Origin of the sequence: Roseomonas rosulenta (genome assembly GCF_016106005.1) — a bacterium.
Classification (GTDB): domain Bacteria; phylum Pseudomonadota; class Alphaproteobacteria; order Acetobacterales; family Acetobacteraceae; genus Neoroseomonas; species Neoroseomonas rosulenta.
The window spans coordinates 1-18,383 of sequence record NZ_JACADR010000073.1 but is presented as its reverse complement, the minus strand read 5'-3'; the positions used below and the strand labels follow the sequence as shown (position 1 = coordinate 18,383).

Annotated in this window: 20 protein-coding genes; 8 read left to right on the top strand and 12 right to left on the bottom strand. The window is 72.8% G+C overall.

Annotated elements, in window-relative coordinates; all coding sequences use genetic code 11:
* From HW578_RS11390 to HW578_RS11355, 8 genes are all read right to left on the bottom strand, one after another.
* Positions 1 to 1,234 (bottom strand): FAD binding domain-containing protein (locus tag HW578_RS11390; RefSeq protein ID WP_198370676.1); only part of this gene is annotated, 1,234 nt, incomplete at its 3' end.
* 55 nt (positions 1,235 to 1,289) lie between these two features.
* On the bottom strand, positions 1,290 to 2,471 hold the full coding sequence (locus HW578_RS11385; protein WP_198370675.1) for a CaiB/BaiF CoA transferase family protein: 1,182 nt from the start codon (positions 2,469 to 2,471) through the stop codon (positions 1,290 to 1,292).
* Positions 2,468 to 3,433 carry a hydroxymethylglutaryl-CoA lyase gene (locus tag HW578_RS11380; RefSeq protein ID WP_198370674.1) on the bottom strand — a complete coding sequence of 322 codons (966 nt, stop codon included), beginning with the start codon at positions 3,431 to 3,433 and terminating at the stop codon, positions 2,468 to 2,470. Before HW578_RS11380 ends, HW578_RS11385 begins: the two co-directional genes overlap by 4 nt.
* Positions 3,430 to 4,041 carry a DUF938 domain-containing protein gene (locus HW578_RS11375; RefSeq protein WP_198370673.1) on the bottom strand — a complete coding sequence of 204 codons (612 nt, stop codon included), beginning with the start codon at positions 4,039 to 4,041 and terminating at the stop codon, positions 3,430 to 3,432. Before HW578_RS11375 ends, HW578_RS11380 begins: the two co-directional genes overlap by 4 nt.
* Positions 4,038 to 4,790: an FkbM family methyltransferase gene (locus HW578_RS11370; RefSeq protein WP_198370672.1), complete on the bottom strand. Its 753-nt coding sequence runs from the start codon at positions 4,788 to 4,790 to the stop codon at positions 4,038 to 4,040. Before HW578_RS11370 ends, HW578_RS11375 begins: the two co-directional genes overlap by 4 nt.
* Complete coding sequence (locus HW578_RS11365; protein WP_198370671.1) at positions 4,787 to 5,230, bottom strand: SAM-dependent methyltransferase; 444 nt, start codon at positions 5,228 to 5,230, stop codon at positions 4,787 to 4,789. Before HW578_RS11365 ends, HW578_RS11370 begins: the two co-directional genes overlap by 4 nt.
* Positions 5,227 to 6,111 carry a VOC family protein gene (locus tag HW578_RS11360; RefSeq protein ID WP_198370670.1) on the bottom strand — a complete coding sequence of 295 codons (885 nt, stop codon included), beginning with the start codon at positions 6,109 to 6,111 and terminating at the stop codon, positions 5,227 to 5,229. The genes HW578_RS11365 and HW578_RS11360 overlap by 4 nt, the downstream gene beginning before the upstream one ends.
* Positions 6,108 to 6,761 carry a glutathione S-transferase gene (locus HW578_RS11355; protein ID WP_198370669.1) on the bottom strand — a complete coding sequence of 218 codons (654 nt, stop codon included), beginning with the start codon at positions 6,759 to 6,761 and terminating at the stop codon, positions 6,108 to 6,110. Before HW578_RS11355 ends, HW578_RS11360 begins: the two co-directional genes overlap by 4 nt.
* Before the next feature lie 145 nt (positions 6,762 to 6,906).
* Between HW578_RS11355 and HW578_RS11350 the strand changes: the two genes are divergently transcribed.
* Genes HW578_RS11350 through HW578_RS11340 form a run of 3 tightly spaced genes read left to right on the top strand, consistent with a single transcriptional unit; the run spans position 6,907 to position 10,050 of the window.
* Positions 6,907 to 8,241, top strand: a complete 1,335-nt coding sequence (locus tag HW578_RS11350; protein WP_198370668.1) for an aspartate aminotransferase family protein — start codon at positions 6,907 to 6,909, stop codon at positions 8,239 to 8,241.
* Between the two features lie 7 nt (positions 8,242 to 8,248).
* Positions 8,249 to 9,019 (top strand): response regulator, encoded by a 771-nt coding sequence (locus HW578_RS11345; protein WP_198370667.1) that lies wholly within the window; start codon positions 8,249 to 8,251, stop codon positions 9,017 to 9,019.
* Positions 9,016 to 10,050, top strand: coding sequence for a CobW family GTP-binding protein (locus HW578_RS11340; RefSeq protein WP_369407873.1), 1,035 nt, complete (start codon positions 9,016 to 9,018; stop codon positions 10,048 to 10,050). Before HW578_RS11345 ends, HW578_RS11340 begins: the two co-directional genes overlap by 4 nt.
* Positions 10,051 to 10,096: 46 nt before the next feature.
* Here the strand turns inward: HW578_RS11340 and HW578_RS11335 are convergent, their stop codons facing one another.
* Entirely contained in the window at positions 10,097 to 11,044 is a 948-nt protein-coding gene (locus HW578_RS11335) for a LysR family transcriptional regulator (RefSeq protein ID WP_198370665.1), read from the bottom strand.
* Positions 11,045 to 11,117: 73 nt separating this feature from the next.
* Between HW578_RS11335 and HW578_RS11330 the strand changes: the two genes are divergently transcribed.
* The 5 genes from HW578_RS11330 (at position 11,118) to HW578_RS11310 (ending at position 14,555) form a co-directional block, all read left to right on the top strand.
* A complete protein-coding gene (locus HW578_RS11330) occupies positions 11,118 to 11,744 on the top strand; it encodes a cysteine hydrolase family protein (protein ID WP_198370664.1) in 627 nt (208 codons plus the stop codon).
* A 70-nt stretch (positions 11,745 to 11,814) separates the two neighbouring features.
* Complete coding sequence (locus tag HW578_RS11325; RefSeq protein WP_198370663.1) at positions 11,815 to 12,831, top strand: WD40 repeat domain-containing protein; 1,017 nt, start codon at positions 11,815 to 11,817, stop codon at positions 12,829 to 12,831.
* A complete protein-coding gene (locus HW578_RS11320) occupies positions 12,828 to 13,655 on the top strand; it encodes an aldo/keto reductase (RefSeq protein WP_198370662.1) in 828 nt (275 codons plus the stop codon). Before HW578_RS11325 ends, HW578_RS11320 begins: the two co-directional genes overlap by 4 nt.
* A gap of 70 nt (positions 13,656 to 13,725) precedes the next feature.
* The gene (locus tag HW578_RS11315; RefSeq protein ID WP_198370661.1) at positions 13,726 to 14,148 is read left to right on the top strand and encodes a DUF3775 domain-containing protein; all 423 of its coding nucleotides are present in this window, start codon (positions 13,726 to 13,728) and stop codon (positions 14,146 to 14,148) included.
* Positions 14,145 to 14,555 carry a hypothetical protein gene (locus HW578_RS11310; protein ID WP_198370660.1) on the top strand — a complete coding sequence of 137 codons (411 nt, stop codon included), beginning with the start codon at positions 14,145 to 14,147 and terminating at the stop codon, positions 14,553 to 14,555. Before HW578_RS11315 ends, HW578_RS11310 begins: the two co-directional genes overlap by 4 nt.
* Here the strand turns inward: HW578_RS11310 and HW578_RS11305 are convergent.
* The 3 genes from HW578_RS11305 to HW578_RS11295 all read right to left on the bottom strand — a co-directional run.
* Positions 14,542 to 15,258, bottom strand: a complete 717-nt coding sequence (locus HW578_RS11305; RefSeq protein WP_198370659.1) for a DUF1194 domain-containing protein — start codon at positions 15,256 to 15,258, stop codon at positions 14,542 to 14,544. The two genes, HW578_RS11310 and HW578_RS11305, sit on opposite strands and share 14 nt — an antisense overlap.
* A gap of 71 nt (positions 15,259 to 15,329) precedes the next feature.
* Complete coding sequence (locus tag HW578_RS11300; protein ID WP_198370658.1) at positions 15,330 to 16,481, bottom strand: DegT/DnrJ/EryC1/StrS family aminotransferase; 1,152 nt, start codon at positions 16,479 to 16,481, stop codon at positions 15,330 to 15,332.
* A gap of 141 nt (positions 16,482 to 16,622) precedes the next feature.
* The coding region (locus HW578_RS11295) for a polysaccharide biosynthesis protein (protein WP_198370657.1) at positions 16,623 to 18,383 on the bottom strand (1,761 nt) is incomplete at its 5' end.

Genomic DNA, 18,383 nt, shown 5'->3' with positions numbered 1-18,383 from the left:
GGTCGGCGGCGGCGGCGTCGAAGCGGGCGCCGACCAAAGTGGCCTCGGCACCCGCCGCGCGCGCCGCGCGCGGGCCGCAGCCGCCATGGGCAATGCGCGCGGCGGCGACCAGGCCATCGCGGAACGCCAGCAGCACCGACAGCCCCACCGTCGCGATATCCTGGTCGTGGCGCTTCGAGAGTTTCTCGCAGGCCAGCAACGCCCCGGGCGGCGGGCGAGGGATGGTCACGCGCGCGATGATCTCGTCCGGGGCACGGGCCGTGCTGCGATAGCCGGTGATGACGTCCTCGACCGCCAGGCTGCGTTCGCCGCGCGGCGAGTCCAGCGTCACCCTCGCACCGAGCGCGATCAGCGGCGGCAGCGCATCCCCGATCGGGCTCGCCGTGCCGAGATTGCCGCCCAGCGTGCCAAGCCCGCGGATCTGCCGCGAGCCCAGCCGCCGCAGCAGCGCGGCGAGGGGTGCGAAATCGGCGTCGCAGGCCGCGAGCAGCCGCGCATAGGGCACCGCGGCGCCAGCGGTGATGCCGGCCGCGTCCACGCTCAGCGTCTGCAGTTCCGCGACGTTCAGCAGGCAGATCACCTCCGCCGGCCTCTCGCGATGCTCGCTGACGCGCAGGCCGAGATCTGTCCCGCCAGCCAGCAGCCAGGCCTGCGGATGCGCCGCGCGCAGCGCCACCGCCTCGGCCAGCGTGGCGGGGAGAAGGAAGCGTTGCGTGGCGGTGGAGACATCGTGCGGCGCCGGCGGCGCGGCGGGCGCGGCCGTGCCGTCATCCGCCATCGCGCCCATGGCGTCGAGGATCGGCCGATACCCCGTGCAGCGACACAGGTTCCCCGCCAGCGCCTCGTGCGGGTCGCCGCCCTCGCGCGTCCAGGCCCAGGCCGACATGACGATGCCCGGCGTGCAGAAGCCGCATTGCGTGCCGTCGTGTTCCGCCAGCGCGCGCGGCACGGGATGCGCCGTGCCCAGCCCCTCCACCGTGCGGATCGCCCGCCCCGCCACCTGGCCGAGCAGCATCAGGCAGGCATTGACCGGCGTACGGTCGGCGCCGTGCTCGATCACCACGGTGCAGGCGCCGCAATCGCCCTCGGCGCAGCCTTCCTTGGTGCCGTGCAGCGCGCCGGGGCCGCGCAGCCAGTCGAGCAGCGTCGTCGTCGGCGATGTGCCGGCAGGCAGGGCGATGTCCTGCCCGTTCAGGGTGAAGCGGATCGGTCCGGACGCGGCGGCTTGGTCCATGATCCGCAGTTTAGCAAACGCTGCGCCGCGCGGGGTGCCGGCCCGATGCCGCGGGTCACTCCGCCGCGTCGCGCGCCGCCCGCAGCGGGCCGAGGATCTCGGCGTCATGCTCCCCAACCTTCGGCAGGTCGAGCCGCACGCCGAGCCGCTGGTCGCCGAAGCGGATCGGCAGCGCCGGCACCGCGCCCGGCCGCCCATCGGGGAAGGTGATGGGCAGCAGCCCGCCGCTCGCCTTGAGGTGCGGGTCCTCCAGCAGGTCCCAGGGCCGCGCAATGCGCGAGAAAGGCAGGCCGGCGCGCTCGCACATGGCCTCCAGCGCGGCGACGTCGTGCTTCCTCAGCAGCGACTGCACCAGCGGGATCAGCGTCTCGCGCGCCTTCGCCCGGTCGGTGTTGGTGGCATAGGCGGGGTCGTCCAGCACCGCCTCGCCGAGCTCGCGGCGAAAGATCTCCCATTGCCGGTCGGTCACCACGCCGATGAAGATCTGCTGGCCGTCGCCGGTCTCGAACACGTCGTACACGCCCCAGGCACGGCGGCCGGCGGGCATCGGCGTGGGGTCCTGCCCGGTCATCGCCTGCTGCAGCATGGCGGTCGAGACGAGGAAGGCGGCGTTCTCGAACAGGCCGCTTTGCAGATGCTGGCCGCGGCCCGTCGCATCGCGCTGGCGCAGCGCGCCCAGGATGGCGATGGCACCGAACATGCCGCCCATCATGTCGTTCACGGGCGCGCCGGCGCGCAGCGGGCGGCCGGGCGGGCCGGTCATGTAGGCCAGGCCCGACTGCATCTGCACGACCTCGTCCAGCGCCGTGCGGTTCTCGTACGGCCCTGGCAGGTAGCCCTTGAGGCTCAGGTAGATCAGCCGCGGGTTGCGCACCGACAGGGCCTCGTAGCCAAGCCCCTTCGCCTCGAGCCCGCCGGGGCGGAAGTTCTCCAGCACCACGTCGGCGGTGTCGATCAGGCGCTTCAGCGTCTCGAGGTCGGCCTCGTCCTCGGTGTCGAGCTGAACGGATTTCTTGTTGCGGCTGAAGGCCGGGAAGAAGCCGGTGCCGGAGGAGACCAGGTCGCGCGTGCGGTCGCCCTTGCCGGGGGGCTCGACCTTGATGACCTCGGCGCCGAGGTCGGCCAGCACCAGGCCGCAGGTCGGGCCCATGACCATGTGGGAGAATTCCACGACGCGGATGCCAGCGAGCGGCAGCGGTGCGCGGTCCGGCTGCGGGAGCCCCTCGGGCGCGCTCATGCCGCGCGCGCCTTCGCCCGGAACGCCGTGAGCGACCCGCCGCGCAGCAGCGCGGATGGCAGCGTCCGTCCCAGGATGCGCTCCGCCAGGTGCCCCGCCGCGATCAGCGCATCCACGTCGATGCCCGTCGCGATGCCCATTTCCTCGCAGAGCAGCGCCAGTTCCTCCGTCGCGATATTGCCCGGCGCGCCGGGATGGCCGGCGAAGGGGCAGCCGCCCGCGCCGCCCACCGCCCCGTCGAACTCGTCCACGCCCATGCGCAGCCCCGCCATGGCATTGGCGATGCCGAGGCCGCGCGTGTCGTGCAGGTGCAGCGAGACCTTCTGCGCCGGCCAGCGCGCGCGCACCGCGCCGACCACGCGCTCGATCAGCAGCGGGTTCGCCCAGCCCATGGTGTCGGCGAGCGAGATGCGCTCGATGGCGCAGCCCGTCTCCTCCGCCAGCGCCATGGCGTCTGTCACGGCGGCGATCGCCTGCGCGGGCGTGATCTCGCCGGCGAAGTTGCAGCCGAAGGCCGCCTGCACCGAGGCGCGCGTGACGGGCACGCCGGCCGCCTGGTGCGCCGCGACGGTCTCGCGCTGTGCCGCGATCTGCCCCGCGCGGTCGCGGTTCAGGTTCTTGAGCGAGAAGGCCTCGCTCGCCGCGACGGTGATGGACCCGTACAGTGTCAGCCGGTCGCGGAAGGCCAGGGCGCGGTCCAGCCCGTGCGGGTTGAACCACAGCGCGGTGTAGGCCACGCCCGGCCGCGGCGCGAAGCCCGCCACCACCGCATCGGCATCCGCCCAGCCCGGCACGCGCTTCGGGCTGACGAAGGACGCCACCTGGATGCGCGGCGCGCCGGTGGCGGACAGCGCATCGATCAGCGCGATCTTGTCGGCGGTGGGCACCGGCGTGGTGGTGATCTGGAAGCCCTCGCGCGGGCCTTCCTCGGTGATGCGCACGGATAGCGGCAGGTCGCTCATGGCGGGGCTCCTCGGCTGCGGCGGAAGGCCACGGTCAGGTTGTTGGCGGGCATGGGGGTGACCGCCGGCGGGCCGAACCCGGCAGCCGCCGCTGCCGCCGAGACCGCCTCGAGCTCGCGCAGGCCCCAGGCCGGGTCGCGCGCGCGCAGGTCGGCGTCGAAGGCCTCGTTGGACGGCGCGGTCGGCACGCCGGCGCGCCGGAACGGGCCATAGAGCACCAGTGGCGCGCCCGCCGGCAGGAGGCGCGCGGCGCCGCGCAGCAGCCCCTCGCAGGCCGCCCATGGGGCGATATGGATCATGTTGATGCACAGCACGGCATCGGCGCGGTCCACAGGCCAGTCCGGCGCGGCGGCATCCAGCGCCAGCGCCGGGCGGATATTGGCGACGCCGGCGCACCAGGCATCGATGCTCGCGCGTGCCTCGGGGTCGGGGTCGCTCGGCTGGAAGGTCAGGTCGGGCAGGGCCGGGGCGAAATGCAGCGTGTGCTCGCCGCTGCCGCTCGCGACCTCCAGCACCAGGCCATACGCCGGCAGGATACCGCGGAGCACGGCCAGGATGGCGTCGCGGTTGCGCGCGACGGCGGGGGCTTCGCGGCGCGCATCCGTCATGGCGCCAGCCGTTCCGGTGCCAGCGCAGCATAGACATCGCCGGAATTGGCCGCGTGCGGCAGCGCCGCGATCCAGGCCGCCATGGCCTGCGCGCCGATGGGGCCCGCATGAGCGAATTCCATGCCCTCGCCCAGGCAGGCATTGAAGGCGCGGTAGCCGAGCGCATCCAGCAGCAGCAGGCATTCCGCTGCCACGCCGCGCTGGATGGTGGTGAATTCGAAGGAGAGCGCGCGCGGCGGGCGCGACAGGCCGCGCAGCACCGCCGCCTCGAAGCCCTCGACGTCGATCTTCACGAAGGCGGGCAGGCCGTGCCGCATCGCCAGCGCGTCCAGCGTCGTGACCGGCCGCGCGATCTCGGCGTCCCAGCGCTGGCCTTCCCAGCCCGCGGCGCCGTCGGCGGCGGCGATGAAGGCCTCGCTGGCGGTGGCGACGGTCGGGTTCGCGGTGTTGAGGCGCAGCATCGCCTCGCCCGGTTCGGCGCCGACCAGCGCGGGCACCAGCGTGACGCCAGGATCGCCGCGGAAGATCAGGCGCAGCGCGCGCGCGAGGCGCGGTTGCGGCTCCACCGCCACCACCCGCGCCCCCAGCCGCCGGAAGGACGCGCTGCGGTCCCCCACATGCGTGCCGATATCGAATGCAAGGTCGCCCGCCCCCAGGAAGCGCGCGTAGAACGCATCCAGCACCGTCGCGCGCCCCGGCGCGTAATAGGTGCGCAGCGATGCGCCGACCGCCCTGGCGAAGCCGCTCATGCCGCGCGCGCCGGCTTGAGGTCCACGAGCGGCGTGCCGTCCACGCAGTCCATCCCGCGCACCGTCACGGCATCGTCGCCGACCCCCACCACCTCGACCACCGAGGTCGCGATCGGGTTGGGCCGGTTGGGCGATCGCAGCGCGAAGGTGCCGCTCGGCGCACGCCCCTTCGGCGCCTGCACCAGCAGGTCGCGCCGTGCGAGGTGCATCCAGTAGAGCACCTCCAGCCGGTCGCCGGCGGCGATGCCGCGCAGCGCCGCGCGCCAGGGTGCTTCGATCTCGATGCGGCAGTCCGGCCCGTCGGGCGCCCCGCGCCGGGGGCAGTCGGCGCGGGTCGCGAAGGGCGTGCGGATGCGTCCGATGAAGGCGATGGTCGCGTCCGTGCGATCGGGTGCCCCGCCCTCGACCTCGCCGGGGCGTGTCGCGCTCCAGTCGCTCATGCGAAGACCACCGCCGTGCCGCCGGCGTGTTCCGGCGGCACCATCAGCCCGGCCTGCGCCGCAACCGTCGGGATGCCCGCCAGCACCCGGCGCGCGGCCGCACCGCCATCCGCCGTGCGCACCACGATGCCGGCCATGAAGGGCGAGACGGGGGCGCGCAGGCCCGGCAGCACATCCGGCAGCGCCGCTTCGGTCAGCACGCGCACGCGCGTCTCCATCGCCTCGGCGAAGGGGCCGGCGGCGCGCGCGGCACCGGGCAGGCGCAGCAGGAATCCGCCCGCCGGGTCCGGTTCCACCGGCAGGCCGGACACGCGCGACAGCCGCGCGGCCGTCTCCGCCGGTTCGGCGGCGCACAGGATGGCTTCCTCCAGCGCCAGCGCCTTGTTGGCATGGTCCATCCAGCGTTCCTGCCAGACCAGTTCGGGCGTGAGGTGCCGGATCAGCTGCATGCGGCCTTCGGGCGGGTCGGGGAAGGGCAGGCGGGCGAATTTCGCGATCGGCCCGCCCGGCTCCACCGGCCGTTCCAGCCAGGCCACGCCCGGGATGTCGATGCCCGCGGCGCGCATGCGCGCGAGGTTCGCCTCCTCGTCCGTCATGGCCAGCGCCAGGATGTGCATGCCGGCATAGCGCGCGAGGAAGCGGTTCAGCGTGTTGTCGAACAGCGCCGGATCGAGGATCGCGATCAACTCGATGTACCCGTGCTTCAGGAAGGCGCAGCGATTGCCCGAGCCGAACGTCTCCACCGGCAGGTCGGGCCGCCGCCGCCCGGATTGCTGCGCGACCGGGCTCAGCGCGAAGCCGAGCCGCTCATAGGCCGCGCAGAGCGGCCCGAGGTCGCGCGCGGCGATGCCGACATGGTCCAGGGCGACGGCGGTGTTCATGCCGGGTTCTCGTACTTGTCGAGCAGCCAGGCGGCTGGCTCGGCCGCGGCCTCGGCATGCCAGCGTTCCATCAGCGGATGCGCGCGCACTGCCGCGACATAGGCGCGCGAGGTCGCCGTCAGTTCGGGTCCCCAGGTCAGGAATCGCGTCACCACCGGGGCATACATCGCATCCGCCAGGCCGAAGGCGGCGCCGAACAGGAAGGGGCCGCCATGGGCGGCGAGCGCCTCGGCCAAGATCGCCTCGATGCGCGCGATGTCGGCCAGCGCCTCGGGCGTGCGGCGCTGGCCGGGAAACGTCCGGCCGATGTTCATCGGCATGGCCATGCGCAACCCACGGAAGCCGGCATGCATCTCGGCGGCGATGGCGCGCGCATGGGCCCGCGCCGCGCGGTCGGCCGGCCACAGCGACGGGTCGGCCTCCGCGCAGTATTCGGCGATGGCGAGGCTCTCCCACACCCGCGCGCCCTTGTGCTCGAGGTACGGCACGAGGCCGGCCGGCGTGGCCTGCTGCACCGCCGGCGTGACGCCGCCGGCGAGCGGGATCACCACCTCCTCCACGTCGAGCCCGGCCAGGCGCACGGCCAGCCAGCCGCGCAGCGACCACGACGAATAACGCTTGGTGCCGATGACGAGGCGACCGTCAGCCATGCCCGCGCCCTCCTCCCGGCGCGGGCGGACCATCGCACGGGCGGGCGGCCCGGCGAAGCCCGCCTGCCGCGTCCGGCGGACAGCGCGCTTGCCCGGACGCGCGCAAGGGTGTTCTTTCGCCCCGCCGAGCCTGGAGCCCCAAGCCATGAACGAGATCAGCGTGCCGCGTCCGAATTCGCTGGACGCCTTCTGGATGCCGTTTTCCGACAACCGCTACTTCAAGGGCGATACCTCGCGCATGCTCGCCCGGGCCGAGGGCATGTCCTACTACACGCCCGAGGGCCGGGAGATCCTGGACGGCACCGCCGGGCTGTGGTGCTGCAACGCCGGGCACGGCCGGCGCGAGATCACGGAGGCGATCCAGAAGCAGGCGGCGATCCTGGACTTCGCCCCGACTTTCCAGCTCGGCCACCCGATCGCCTTCGAAGCCGCCGCGCGCGTGGCGGACATGACGCCCGAGGGGATGGACCGCGTCTTCTTCACGAATTCCGGCAGCGAGAGCGCGGACACCGCGCTCAAGGTCGCGCTGGCCTACCACAAGGCGCGCGGCGACTCCTCGCGCGTGCGCCTGATCGGGCGCGAGCGCGGCTACCACGGCGTGGGCTTCGGTGGCATGTCGGTGGGCGGCATCGGGCCGAACCGCAAGCAGTTCGGCGCGCTGCTGCCCTATGTGGACCACCTGCCGCACACGCACCTGCCCGCGAAGAACGCTTTCAGCCGCGGCGAACCGCCGCATGGCGCGGAACTGGCGGACGTGCTGGAGAACCTGGTCGCGCTGCACGGTGCGGAGACCATCGCCGCCGTGATGGTGGAACCGGTGGCGGGGAGCACCGGCGTGCTGGTGCCCCCCGTGGGCTACCTCAAGCGCCTGCGCGAGATCTGCGACCGCCACGGCATCCTGCTGATCTACGACGAGGTGATCACCGGCTTCGGCCGCCTGGGCACCGATTTCGGCGCCGAGCGCCTGGGCGTGGTGCCTGATATCATGACCATGGCCAAGGGCCTGACCAACGCCGCCGTGCCGATGGGCGCGGTGGCGGTGAAGAACGGCATCTACGACGCGATCGTGCAGGGCAGCGCTGCGGGGATCGAGTTCTTCCACGGCTACACCTATTCCGGCCATCCGCTGGCCGCCGCGGCGGCGATCGCAACCCTCGAGCTGCACAAGACCGAGGACCTGCCCGGCCGTGCGCGCGCCATCGAGCCCTATTGGCAGGATGCGGTGCACAGCCTGAAGGGCGCGCCCAACGTCATCGACATCCGCGACATCGGGCTGATCGGCGGCATCGAGCTGGCGCCGCGCGCCGGCAAGCCTGGCCAGCGCGCCATGGCGGTGTTCCGCCGCTGCTTCGATGCCGGCGTGCTGGTGCGCGTGACCGGCGACATCGTCGCGCTCTCCCCGCCGCTGATCGTCGAGAAGCCGCATGTGGACCGCCTGATCGGCACGCTCGACGAAGCGATCCGCGCCGAGGCGGCCTGACCGCGCCATGGCCGAGGACCCCGTCCCGCGTCGCATCCTGCTGGTCGATCCGCTGGCGGGCACGCGCGTCACCGTGCAGGCCATGCTGGACGCCGCCGGGCACGAGGTGCTGCCGGTGTCGGACTGGGACGCCGCCGAGGGCGTGCTGCTGCGCGCCGACGTCACCGCGGTGGTGATGGCGCTGGCCGAGCCCGGCTTCGACGGCCTCGAGGCCGCGCGCCGCCTGCGTGGCCGCCTGCCGCCCCAGGCTGACCTGCCCCTGGTGGGCACCACCTCCGGCCTGCGCCGCGGCGAGGAGGCGGAGGCGTTGGCGGCCGGCTTCGACGTGCTGCTCGTGCGCCCCTTCGGCGATGCGGAGTTGCTGGCCGCGATCGACCAAGCGGCCCGTGACCGCACGCCGCCGCCCCGGCTCGACCCCTCGCGCCGTGCCGCAATGCGCGCCGCGATGGGCCCGGCTGCGCTTGCGGCGGCCGATGATGCTGCCATGGAAGTGCCGGCGCGCCTGCTGGCGCCGATCTATGCCAATGGCGCGACCGCCGAGGAATACGCCGCCGCCGGCGCTGCGGTGGCCGCCGCCATGGCCGAGGTCGGCGCCATCGCCGCCGAGGCCGCCGCGCGGCGCCTGGCCGACTCCCCCGCCGAGGGACGGCGGCTGGTCTATCCGCTGATGTCCGCCATCGTCGCCGCCCGGGTCGCGCTGCGCACCGACAGGATGACCGCGGCGCGCGAAGACCCCATATGGGCGGCAAGCGACACCCCCTCCGGAGAGACCCCGTGAGCGAAACAACCGCGCGCGAACCCGTGCCCGTGACCGTGCTGACCGGCTATCTAGGCGCCGGCAAGACCACGCTGCTGAACCGCATCCTCACCGAGGACCACGGCAAGAAGTTCGCCGTGGTGATCAATGAGTTCGGGGAGCTGGGCGTCGACAACGACCTGGTGGTCGATGCCGACGAGGAAGTCTTCGAGATGAACAACGGCTGCATCTGCTGCACCGTGCGCGGCGACCTGATCCGCATCCTGTCGGGGCTGATGCGCCGGCGCGACCGCTTCGACGGCATCATCGTCGAAACGACGGGCCTCGCCGACCCCGCCCCCGTCGCGCAGACCTTCTTCGTGGACGAGGACGTGAAGCGCGCCACCAAGCTGGATGCGATCGTGACGGTGGTGGACGCGAAGCACCTGCCCGCGCGCCTTGCTGACAGCAGCGAGGCCCAGGAGCAGATCGCCTTCGCCGACATCATCGTGCTCAACAAGATGGACCTGGTGACGGAAGCCGAGGCTGCCGAGGTCGAGCGCCGCATCCGCGCCATCAACCCCTATGCCGAGATCCGCCGCGCCACGAAGTCCGACGTGCCGATCAGCGCGGTGGTCGGGCGCGACGCCTTCAACCTCAGCCGCATCCTGGAACGCGAGCCGGAATTCCTCTCCGGCGAGGACGACCACGAGCATGATTCCGACGTGAACAGCGTCTCCTTCGAGGTCGAGAAGCCGATCGACCCGGAGCGCTTCAACGCCTGGATCACCCAGGTGCTGGCCGCCAAGGGCCAGGACCTGCTGCGGACCAAGGGAATCCTCCACTACGAGGGCGACAGCCGCCGCTTCGCCTTCCAGGCGGTGCACATGATCGCCGATGGCGACTTCATCGGCGAGGTGAAGGAAGGCGATCCGCGGAAGTCGAAGATCGTCTTCATCGGCCGCGACCTGAACCGCCCCTGGCTGCGCCGCGGCTTCGAGGCCTGCCAGGCCGGCGAGGACCAGGCGAAGATCGAGGCCGAGATCGCACGGTGGACCCCGGCACCGGCATGAGCGCGACGCGGGGAGCACGCCGCCGATCGCGATTGCCCTTGCCGACCTAACGGCGTTTCGCGGCAGACGGTGCGGAGGCGGCAGTTTCCTCCTCCGCGCGCGTCCCTTCGAGCACCATGCGGTCCTGCCTGAAGATTGTGGCCACCGCCTCCGCCACGGCCCGCACGCGCGGCACGCGCGAAATGTCTCGCCGCACCAGCAGCCAGGCCTCCCGCGATGGCGGCGTCGCACCCAGGTCGACGGCCACCAGCAACGGATCTCCCGCCGCCAGGTAGTGTGGCAGCAGCGCGACACCGAAGCCGACGCGCGCCGCCTGCGCCTGCGCGGCCTGGCTGTTGCTGCGGAAGGCGAGGCGCGCCGAGGGGAAGTGCGTCGCGAGCCAGGTCGTCTCGGGCACGAAGGCGCTGTCCTGATCGTAGCCCACCAGCACTGGCGTTTCCCCCGCCGCGACCTGCGCGGCACGTTCCGGCGCGGCGTAGAAGCCATGTCCGAGCCGGCCGATCCGCCGCCCGGCGAGCGTGCTGTCCGCGGGTCGGCCGAGCCGGATCGCGATGTCCGCCTCCCGCCGCGCGAGGCTGATGACGCGCAGCTCCGCGAGGAGTTCGAGGTCGATGCCCGGATGCGCGCGCCGGAGCCCGCCGAGCCGCCGGACCAGGAACCCCTCGGCGAGGCTGCGGGTGGTGGTGAGCCTCACCGGCCCTTCCAGCGCACCCGCGGCGTCGAGGCGCCGCAGCACGCCCAGGGCGGCCTCTTCCATGCCACGCGCCTCCTCGAGCACGGCGCGGCCCTCGGCGGTCAGGACATAGCCTTCGGCACGGCGGTCAAAGAGGGTGCGGCCGAGCGCCGCCTCGAGGCTCGCGACCCGGCGGGCGACCGTCGCGTGGTTCACCCGCAGCCGGCGCGCGGTGGCGGACAGGGTCCCCTCCGCAGCAAGCGCGACGAAGTAGCGGCAATCCTCCCAATCCAGCGCTGCTGTGCGAATTCGATCAGGCATGGTGCAAGATTATGGAATTCGCGCACATCGCGCCATGGCGTTGAATCCGCGCGCCGGCCCCGGAGGAACCCTCATGACCACGCTGCCCCAGACCCTGCTCGCCATGACCGGCGCGCCCACCCATCCCGCCCCGCTCGACCGCGCGGTTCTCGTCGTCATTGACGTCCAGCGGGAATACCGCGACGGCCGCCTGCCGCTCGCCGGCGTCGATGCCGCGACGGAGGAGGCGGGACGCCTGCTCGCCCTCGCCCGCGCGCGGGGCGTGCCCGTCATCCACATCGTCCAGCATTCGCCGCCGGGGCGCGGCGTCTTCGACGAGACCGGCCCGATGGTGGCGATCCTGCCCGCCGTCGCCCCCCTGCCCGGCGAGCCCATCATCCCCAAGCGCCTGCCCAATGCCTTCGCCGGCACGGACCTCGCCGACCGCATCCGCGCGCTCGGCCGCAGCGAGGTGATCCTCGCCGGCTTCATGACGCACATGTGCATCAGCGCGACGGCGCGCTGCGCGCTCGACCTCGGCGTCCGCGCAACGGTGGTGGCCGGGGCGACGGCGACGCGCGACCTGCCGGACCCGCTCGGCGGCGTCATCCCGGCCGCCACGGTGCATCGCACCGCGCTGGCGGAACTCGCCGACCGTTTCGCCACCGTGGTGCCGGACACCGCGGCGCTGGCCGCCTCGGCGCGGGAGGCGGCGGCCTGACCGCGGGGGGAATGGCATCAGCGCGCGCGAGGCGCCATACAGGGGGTATGCCGAACCAGCCGATCCTCCCATGAGCGCCTCGCAGACTGCCGATTTCCTGCTCGAATCCCGCGGCCGCGCGCAGGATCTCGGCGCCTGGGTGGTGGGCATCGCCTTCGGGCGAGAGGGCCGGTCGTGCGCCTTCGCGCTGGGCGACGGCACGGTGCGCCTGGCCGATGGCTGGCGAAGCGTCGCGGCACATGAGGGCGCCTGCCTTGCCATCGCGCCCGACGTGAAGGACGGCGTCATCACCGGCGGCGATGATGGCCGCCTGATGCGCATCGCCCCGGATGGCACGGCGAGCGTGGTCGCGACCTATGGCAGCAAGTGGGTGGACCAGGTCGCCGCGCATGAGTCCGGGCTGCGCGCCGCGGCGGTGGGCAAGGCGGTCCATCTGCTGGACGGCAAGGGCGCGGCGCTGAAGTCGCTGGCGCATCCCTCCAGCGTCACGGGCATCGCCTTCGATGCCAAGGGCAAGCGCATTGCTGCCTCCCACTACAACGGTGCCTCCCTGTGGTTCGTCGCCGCCAAGGAGGGCACGCCGCGCGTGCTCGAATGGAAGGGCAGCCACACCGGCGTGCTGATCAGCCCGGACGGGACGCATGTGGTCACCTCCATGCAGGAGAACACGCTGCATGGCTGGCGCCTGGCCGATGGGCAGCACATGCGCATGGCGGGCTATCCGGCCAAGACCAAGTCCTTCGGCTTCACCGCCAAGGGCCGCTGGCTGGCCACGGCCGGGGCCGACTGCGTCGTGCTCTGGCCCTTCTTCGGCGGCGGGCCGATGGGCAAGGCGCCGACCGAACTGGCCGGCGGCGATGGCGTGCTCTGCACCATGGTCGCCTGCCATCCGACGCAGGAGGTGGTGGCGGCGGGCTTCGGCGACGGGCTGGTGCTGATCGCCGAGGTCTCCTCGGGCCGCATCGTGCCGGTGGCCGCGCCGCGGGGGTCGGCGGTCTCGGCGCTGGCCTGGGACGATGTCGGCGGGCAGCTCGCCTTCGGCACCGAAGCGGGCTTTGCCGGCGTGGTGGACCTGACCAGGCGATGAGCGCACCGATCCTGCAGACCGCGCGCCTGAGCATCCCGCGCATCGGGCTGGGCACCTGGCAGCTGCGCGGCGCCGAGGCCCAGCGCGCCGTCGAGGGCGCCATCGCGCTGGGCTACCGCCACATCGACACCGCCGCGATGTACGGCAACGAGGACGCGGTCGGCGCCGGCATCGCCGCCAGCGGACTGCCGCGCGGCGAGATCTTCCTCACCACCAAGGTCTGGTGGACGGAACTGGCCCCGGATGCGCTGCGCGCCTCGGCCGACGCGTCGCTGAAGCGGCTTGGCACGCCCTATGCCGACCTGATCCTGATCCATTGGCCGGCGAAGGGCATGGATTTGGCGGCATCGCTCGGCGCGCTGGCGCGGCTGCAGGCGGACGGGCTGGCGCGCGCGGTGGGTGTGTCGAATTTCCCGCCCGGGCTGCTCAGGCGCGCGCTCGAACTCGGCATCGCGCCGATCGCTGCACTCCAGGTCGAATGCCATGTCTATCTGTGGCAGGAGGCGCTGGCCGCGCTGTGCCGGCAGCACGGGCTGGCGCTGACCGCCTATTCGCCCATCGCCAAGGCGCAGGTGAACGACGACCCGGTGATGCAGGCCATCGCCGCGAAGCATGGCGCGACGCCGGTGCAGGTGGCGCTGGCCTGGCTGCTGGCGCAGGACAACCTGGTCGCCATCCCGAAATCGGGCCGCGCCGAGGGCCAGCGCGACAACCTCGCCGCGGCCGCGCTCCGGCTCGATGCCAGGGACATGGCGGCGATCGCCGCCCTGCCGAAGGACCGCCGCCTGGTGAACCCCGACTTCGCGCCGGATTGGGCCGCCTGACCCGCCGGGGGTGGCAGGCCCCCGCCCGCCCATGCTTGATTGCCGCCGAACCACGAGCAGGAGCACGACCATGGCCGCGCGCGACCGCGACGATGATGAGGAATTCGACCTCGGCATCAGCCTCGAATCCGTGGCCGCCATCGTCGATGCCGCCCGCGCCGTCCAGGAAGGCGAGGAGAGCGGCGCCCTGGCCCGCGACGAGGAGGACGAGGAAGGCCTCGACGCCGAGGACGACGAGAACATGGATGAGGACGCCCTGCGCGCCTTCATCGCCGAACTCAACGAGGACGAGCAGGCCTCGCTGATCGCCCTCGCCTGGGTCGGCCGCGGCGACTACGCCGGGCCGGATTTCGAGGAGGCCCGCACGCTGGCCAAGGAACGCAACATCCGCGATGCCGCCGAATATCTGCTCGGCATCGAGATGCTCGGCGACATTCTCCAGGAAGGCCTCGCGGAGCTCGGCCTGTCGCTCGAGGATGCGGACGGGTCGTGAAGCGGGCCACGCTGTTCGTCCTGCTGGCGCTGCTCGGCTGCTCCGCGCGCGATTCGCAGGTGGCCGAGGACGGGCGGGAGCGCCTGGTCGGCCTGCGTGCGGACGATCTGCGCCTGTGCGCCGGCGTGCCGAACCTGACCGCATCCTCGGCCGGCGGGGATTTCTGGACCTATGACCGCGCCCCGCCGGCCTCGGGCGTGTCGGCGCCGGTGCCGGTGATCGGCGGGTCGCTGTCCGTCTCGGCCGGGTCGACCTGCCGCGTGACCTTCCAACTGGTGGACGGGCGCGTCACCCGCGTGGGCTATGCCGCCGCCTCCGACCTGCCGCTGTCGCAGAACGCCGCCTGCGCGCCGGTGGTCCAGGGCTGCCTGCGCCTCGTGAACGAGGGCGCGGTCAGGCGGGAATAGCGCCCGCCGGCAGGTTCGCGATCTCGCGGATCAGCTTGCGCTTCACCGCGACGCCGAAGCTCTCGAAGTCCTCGGCCACGATCATGAAGGCGCCGTTCCCGCCGATCACGTTCTCCCGGTAGTAGTCGTCGAGCGGCACCGGGGGCAGGCGCCCGAAGGTCGGGCGGTCGTTGATGATGGGCAGGCCGTTGATGGTGATGCCCTCGGCCACTGCCGCATCGCGCTGCTGGTCGGCGGGCGGACCGGAATTGTTCACCCCGTCGCCGGAGACGTCGATCACCTTGCGCGTCGCCTCCCAGGGGCATTCCGCCATGACTTGGCGGGAATGGCGGATAGCGCCCGAGATCGAGGTCCAGGACAGCGAGGCGCGCGGCGCGGCCGCGAGCTCCGCGGCCCAGGCATCCGCATCTGCCTGGTTCGCGATCCGCCGCCAGGGAATGACCGTGCGCTGGTACTCGATGCCCGCCCATTCGACATAGGCGAGGCCGACCGCGCCGATCATCCCGCCGCGGATGGCCGCCACCACGACCGGATCGGAGACCGCGAGGCGATAGCCCTCGCGTTGCAGCCGTGCCTCGTCCTCGTCGATCGATCGCGACACGTCCACCGCCATCACCAGCGAGACGTCGATCGCCTCCTCCGACCGGGCGGGGCGGATGCCTGCCGCGATACCCGCGGCGGCCAGAAGTGTCCTGCGACGCATCTTCGGCTCCGTGGCTCGACGCCGCATCGTGGCGCCGCGCCGAGCGGCATTTCAACTGTTCCGTGCGGAGATTACAGGTTGGTGAGAACCACGCCCGCGGCGCGACGCGCGTCCTCCTCGCTCATGTAGGGATGCATCGGCAGCGAGAGCACCTGGCCGCACAGCGCCTCGCTCACCGACAGGGGCGGAGGGCCGTTGCCGCCGATCGATGCCGCATGGGCCGCGGCATAGGCCGGCTGGTGGTGCAGCGGCTTCGGATAATAGATGCCGGAGCCGATCTTCGCCGCGCCGAGCGCCGCCTGCACCCGTGCGCGCGTCGCGGCATCCGGCAGGCGGATGGTGTAGAGGCCATAGGCGTTCTCCGCCCCCGCGGGCGCCACCTGGACACCGACGCTGCCGGCCAGGGCCTGGTCATAGGCGGCGCCGAGGCGCCGGCGCTGCGCCAGCTCATCCTCCAGCAGCGTCATCTTCGCACACAGGATGGTCGCCTGCAGCGTATCGAGCCGGCCGTTCATGCCGGTGCGTTCCACCTCGTAGCGGGTCTTGCCTTCGCCATGGGTGCGCAGCATGCGGTACAGCGCCGCGCGCGCCGGGTCGTCGGTCAGCAGCGCGCCGGCATCGCCGTAGGCGCCGAGCGTCTTGGTCGGGTAGAAGGACAGCGCCGCGGCATGGCCCCAGCGGCCCAGGCGCTGGCCATGCAGCGACGCGCCGAAGGCCTGCGCGGCGTCATCCAGGGCGAACATCTGCTCGGCCGCGCAGATGCCCTCGATGGCGCGCCAGTCGGCGGGCAGGCCGAACAGGTCCACGCCCACCACGGCGCGCGGGCGCAGCCGGCCTTCGCGCCGGACCAGCGCGATGCGGCGCTCGAGGTCGGCGATGTCGATGTTGAAGGTCTCCGCATCGACATCGACGAAGACCGGCGTCGCTCCCAGCACGAGCGGCACCTCGGCGGTGGCGGTGTAGGTGAAGGCGGGCAGGAAGACCGCGTCGCCGGGGCCGACGCCTTCCGCCATCATCGCGATCTGCAGCGCATCGGTGCCGGAGGAGACGCCGACGGCATGCGCGCAGCCGGCGAAGCGCGCCAGCGCGGCTTCCAACTCCTCCACCTCGGGTCCGTTGACGAAGCGGCCGGAGTCGAGAACGGCGGCGATGCGGCGGTCGAGCTCGGGGCGGATCAGCGCCTGCTGCGCCTTCACATCGAACAGGACGATCGGGGCGGTCATGGTCGTGGCCTCACGCGAAACAGGGCTGCGTCATAGACCGGGGCGCCGCGTCGCGCGAAATCACGGGTGGTGTCGGACTGAAACGCGACGTTCAGCGGGTCGCCGCCACGCGGCGCTCAGCGGCTCGCCGCCTTGCGGCGCTCAGCGACTCGCGGCGGTGCCTTCCGGGGCGTGCTCGAATTCCGGCACCAGGCGGCCGAGCTGCGCCAGCGCCGTGCGCGGACTGCCGCTGCGGGCGGCGGCCGCGATCTCGTCGATGGCGCGCCCGACCAGCGCGGCATCGGCGGTGCGCGGGGTCGCCACCAGCAGGCCGGGGAAGGCGGTCGGGCGCGGGGCTTCCTTGCCGTGGAACAGTTCCTCGAACAGCTTCTCGCCAGGCCTGAGCCCGGTGAAGCGGATCTCGACATCCTGCTCGGGGCGCAGCCCGGCGAGGCGGATCATGCGGCGCGCCAGCTCCACGATCTTCACCGGCTCGCCCATGTCGAGGACGAAGATGCCGCCCTCGGCCAGTTCGGGGGGCATGTTCTCGGGGTCGGTGGTGCCCACGACGCTGGCCTGGAGAACGAGGCCCACCGCCTCGCGCACCGTCATGAAGTAGCGGCGCATGTCGGGGTGGGTGACGGTGAGCGGCCCGCCACGTTCGAGCTGCCGGCGGAACAGTGGCACGACGGAGCCCGTGGATCCCAGCACGTTGCCGAAGCGCACGGTGATGCAGCGCATGCCGTCGCGGCCGTGCCGCGCCTCGCGGTCGAAGGCCTGGCAGTACATCTCCGCCAGGCGCTTCGAGGCGCCCATCACGCTGGTCGGGTTCACCGCCTTGTCGGTCGAGATGAACACCATCGCCGTGGTGCCCACCGCGCGCGCGCAATCCGCCACGATGCGCGTACCGAGCGCATTGGTCAGCAGCCCCTCCAGCGGATCGTTCTCGACCATCGGCACGTGCTTGAGCGCCGCGGCATGGAACACCAGCTCGGGGCGGATCTCCTCGAAAAGGCGGCGGATGCGCGGTTCGTCGCGCACATCGGCCAGCACCGCGCGGCGCGCCACCTCCGGGTGCTTCTCGCGCAATTCGAGGTCGATCTCGTAGAGCACGTATTCGCCGTGGTCGAGCAGCGTGAGGCTCGCCGGGCCCAGCGCCGCCACCTGCCGCGCCAGCTCGCCTCCGATGGTGCCGCCGGCGCCGGTGACCAGCACGCGCCGGCCCTGCACCAGCCGCGCCATGCCCTCGCGGTCGAGCGGCACCTGCGGGCGGTCGAGCAGGTCCTCGATCGAGACCGGGCGGAGTTCGACGCGCTGGGCGTCCTCGCCGGCGGGCGCGAGCGTCGTCGGCGCTGGCGCGCGGCGCACCGGCACGCCATGGCGGTCGGCGGCGTCCAGCACGCCCTCCAGCGCCGGGCCCGACAGGCCCGAGGCCAGCACGATGACCGAGGGCAGCCGCCCTTCCGCGCGCAGCGAATCGAGCACCGCCTCGGTGTCCTCGACGGTGCCGAGGATGGGCGTGCCCTGCATCCGCCGCCCCGCCTGGCGCGCCCGCAGCGAGAGGATGCCGGTGACGCGATAGGGCGCGCGCCGGTCATGCGCCAGGGCGCGCAGGAACACGTCGGTGCCCTCCGCCGCGCCGACCAGCAGCACGTTCTGCGCATCGGGCGCGGCATCGCTGGCATGGCGCGCCGCCTGCGCCAGCGCGGCCACGCGCCCGCCGATCAGCAGCACCGCCAGCGCGCCGGCGTGCAGCACCGGGAAGGCCGGGTTGGGCGGCTGCCAGGCGCCTGTCAGGTGCAGCCCGAGGGCGAAGATCGCCGCCGCCAGCACCGCCGCGCCGCCAACCGCAAGCAGATCGCGCAGCCCGGCGAAGCGCCAGTATTGCAGCGGCAGGCGCAGCGGCGCCCCGGCCGCGGCCAG

Coding starts and splice junctions, on each gene's coding strand:
- HW578_RS11385 (WP_198370675.1), bottom strand. CDS start 2,471: ATGAGCGCGCCCGAGGGGCTCCCGCAGCCGGACCGCGCACCGCTGCCG.
- HW578_RS11380 (WP_198370674.1), bottom strand. CDS start 3,433: ATGAGCGACCTGCCGCTATCCGTGCGCATCACCGAGGAAGGCCCGCGC.
- HW578_RS11375 (WP_198370673.1), bottom strand. CDS start 4,041: ATGACGGATGCGCGCCGCGAAGCCCCCGCCGTCGCGCGCAACCGCGAC.
- HW578_RS11370 (WP_198370672.1), bottom strand. CDS start 4,790: ATGAGCGGCTTCGCCAGGGCGGTCGGCGCATCGCTGCGCACCTATTAC.
- HW578_RS11365 (WP_198370671.1), bottom strand. CDS start 5,230: ATGAGCGACTGGAGCGCGACACGCCCCGGCGAGGTCGAGGGCGGGGCA.
- HW578_RS11360 (WP_198370670.1), bottom strand. CDS start 6,111: ATGAACACCGCCGTCGCCCTGGACCATGTCGGCATCGCCGCGCGCGAC.
- HW578_RS11355 (WP_198370669.1), bottom strand. CDS start 6,761: ATGGCTGACGGTCGCCTCGTCATCGGCACCAAGCGTTATTCGTCGTGG.
- HW578_RS11350 (WP_198370668.1), top strand. CDS start 6,907: ATGAACGAGATCAGCGTGCCGCGTCCGAATTCGCTGGACGCCTTCTGG.
- HW578_RS11345 (WP_198370667.1), top strand. CDS start 8,249: ATGGCCGAGGACCCCGTCCCGCGTCGCATCCTGCTGGTCGATCCGCTG.
- HW578_RS11335 (WP_198370665.1), bottom strand. CDS start 11,044: ATGCCTGATCGAATTCGCACAGCAGCGCTGGATTGGGAGGATTGCCGC.
- HW578_RS11330 (WP_198370664.1), top strand. CDS start 11,118: ATGACCACGCTGCCCCAGACCCTGCTCGCCATGACCGGCGCGCCCACC.
- HW578_RS11325 (WP_198370663.1), top strand. CDS start 11,815: ATGAGCGCCTCGCAGACTGCCGATTTCCTGCTCGAATCCCGCGGCCGC.
- HW578_RS11320 (WP_198370662.1), top strand. CDS start 12,828: ATGAGCGCACCGATCCTGCAGACCGCGCGCCTGAGCATCCCGCGCATC.
- HW578_RS11315 (WP_198370661.1), top strand. CDS start 13,726: ATGGCCGCGCGCGACCGCGACGATGATGAGGAATTCGACCTCGGCATC.
- HW578_RS11305 (WP_198370659.1), bottom strand. CDS start 15,258: ATGCGTCGCAGGACACTTCTGGCCGCCGCGGGTATCGCGGCAGGCATC.
- HW578_RS11300 (WP_198370658.1), bottom strand. CDS start 16,481: ATGACCGCCCCGATCGTCCTGTTCGATGTGAAGGCGCAGCAGGCGCTG.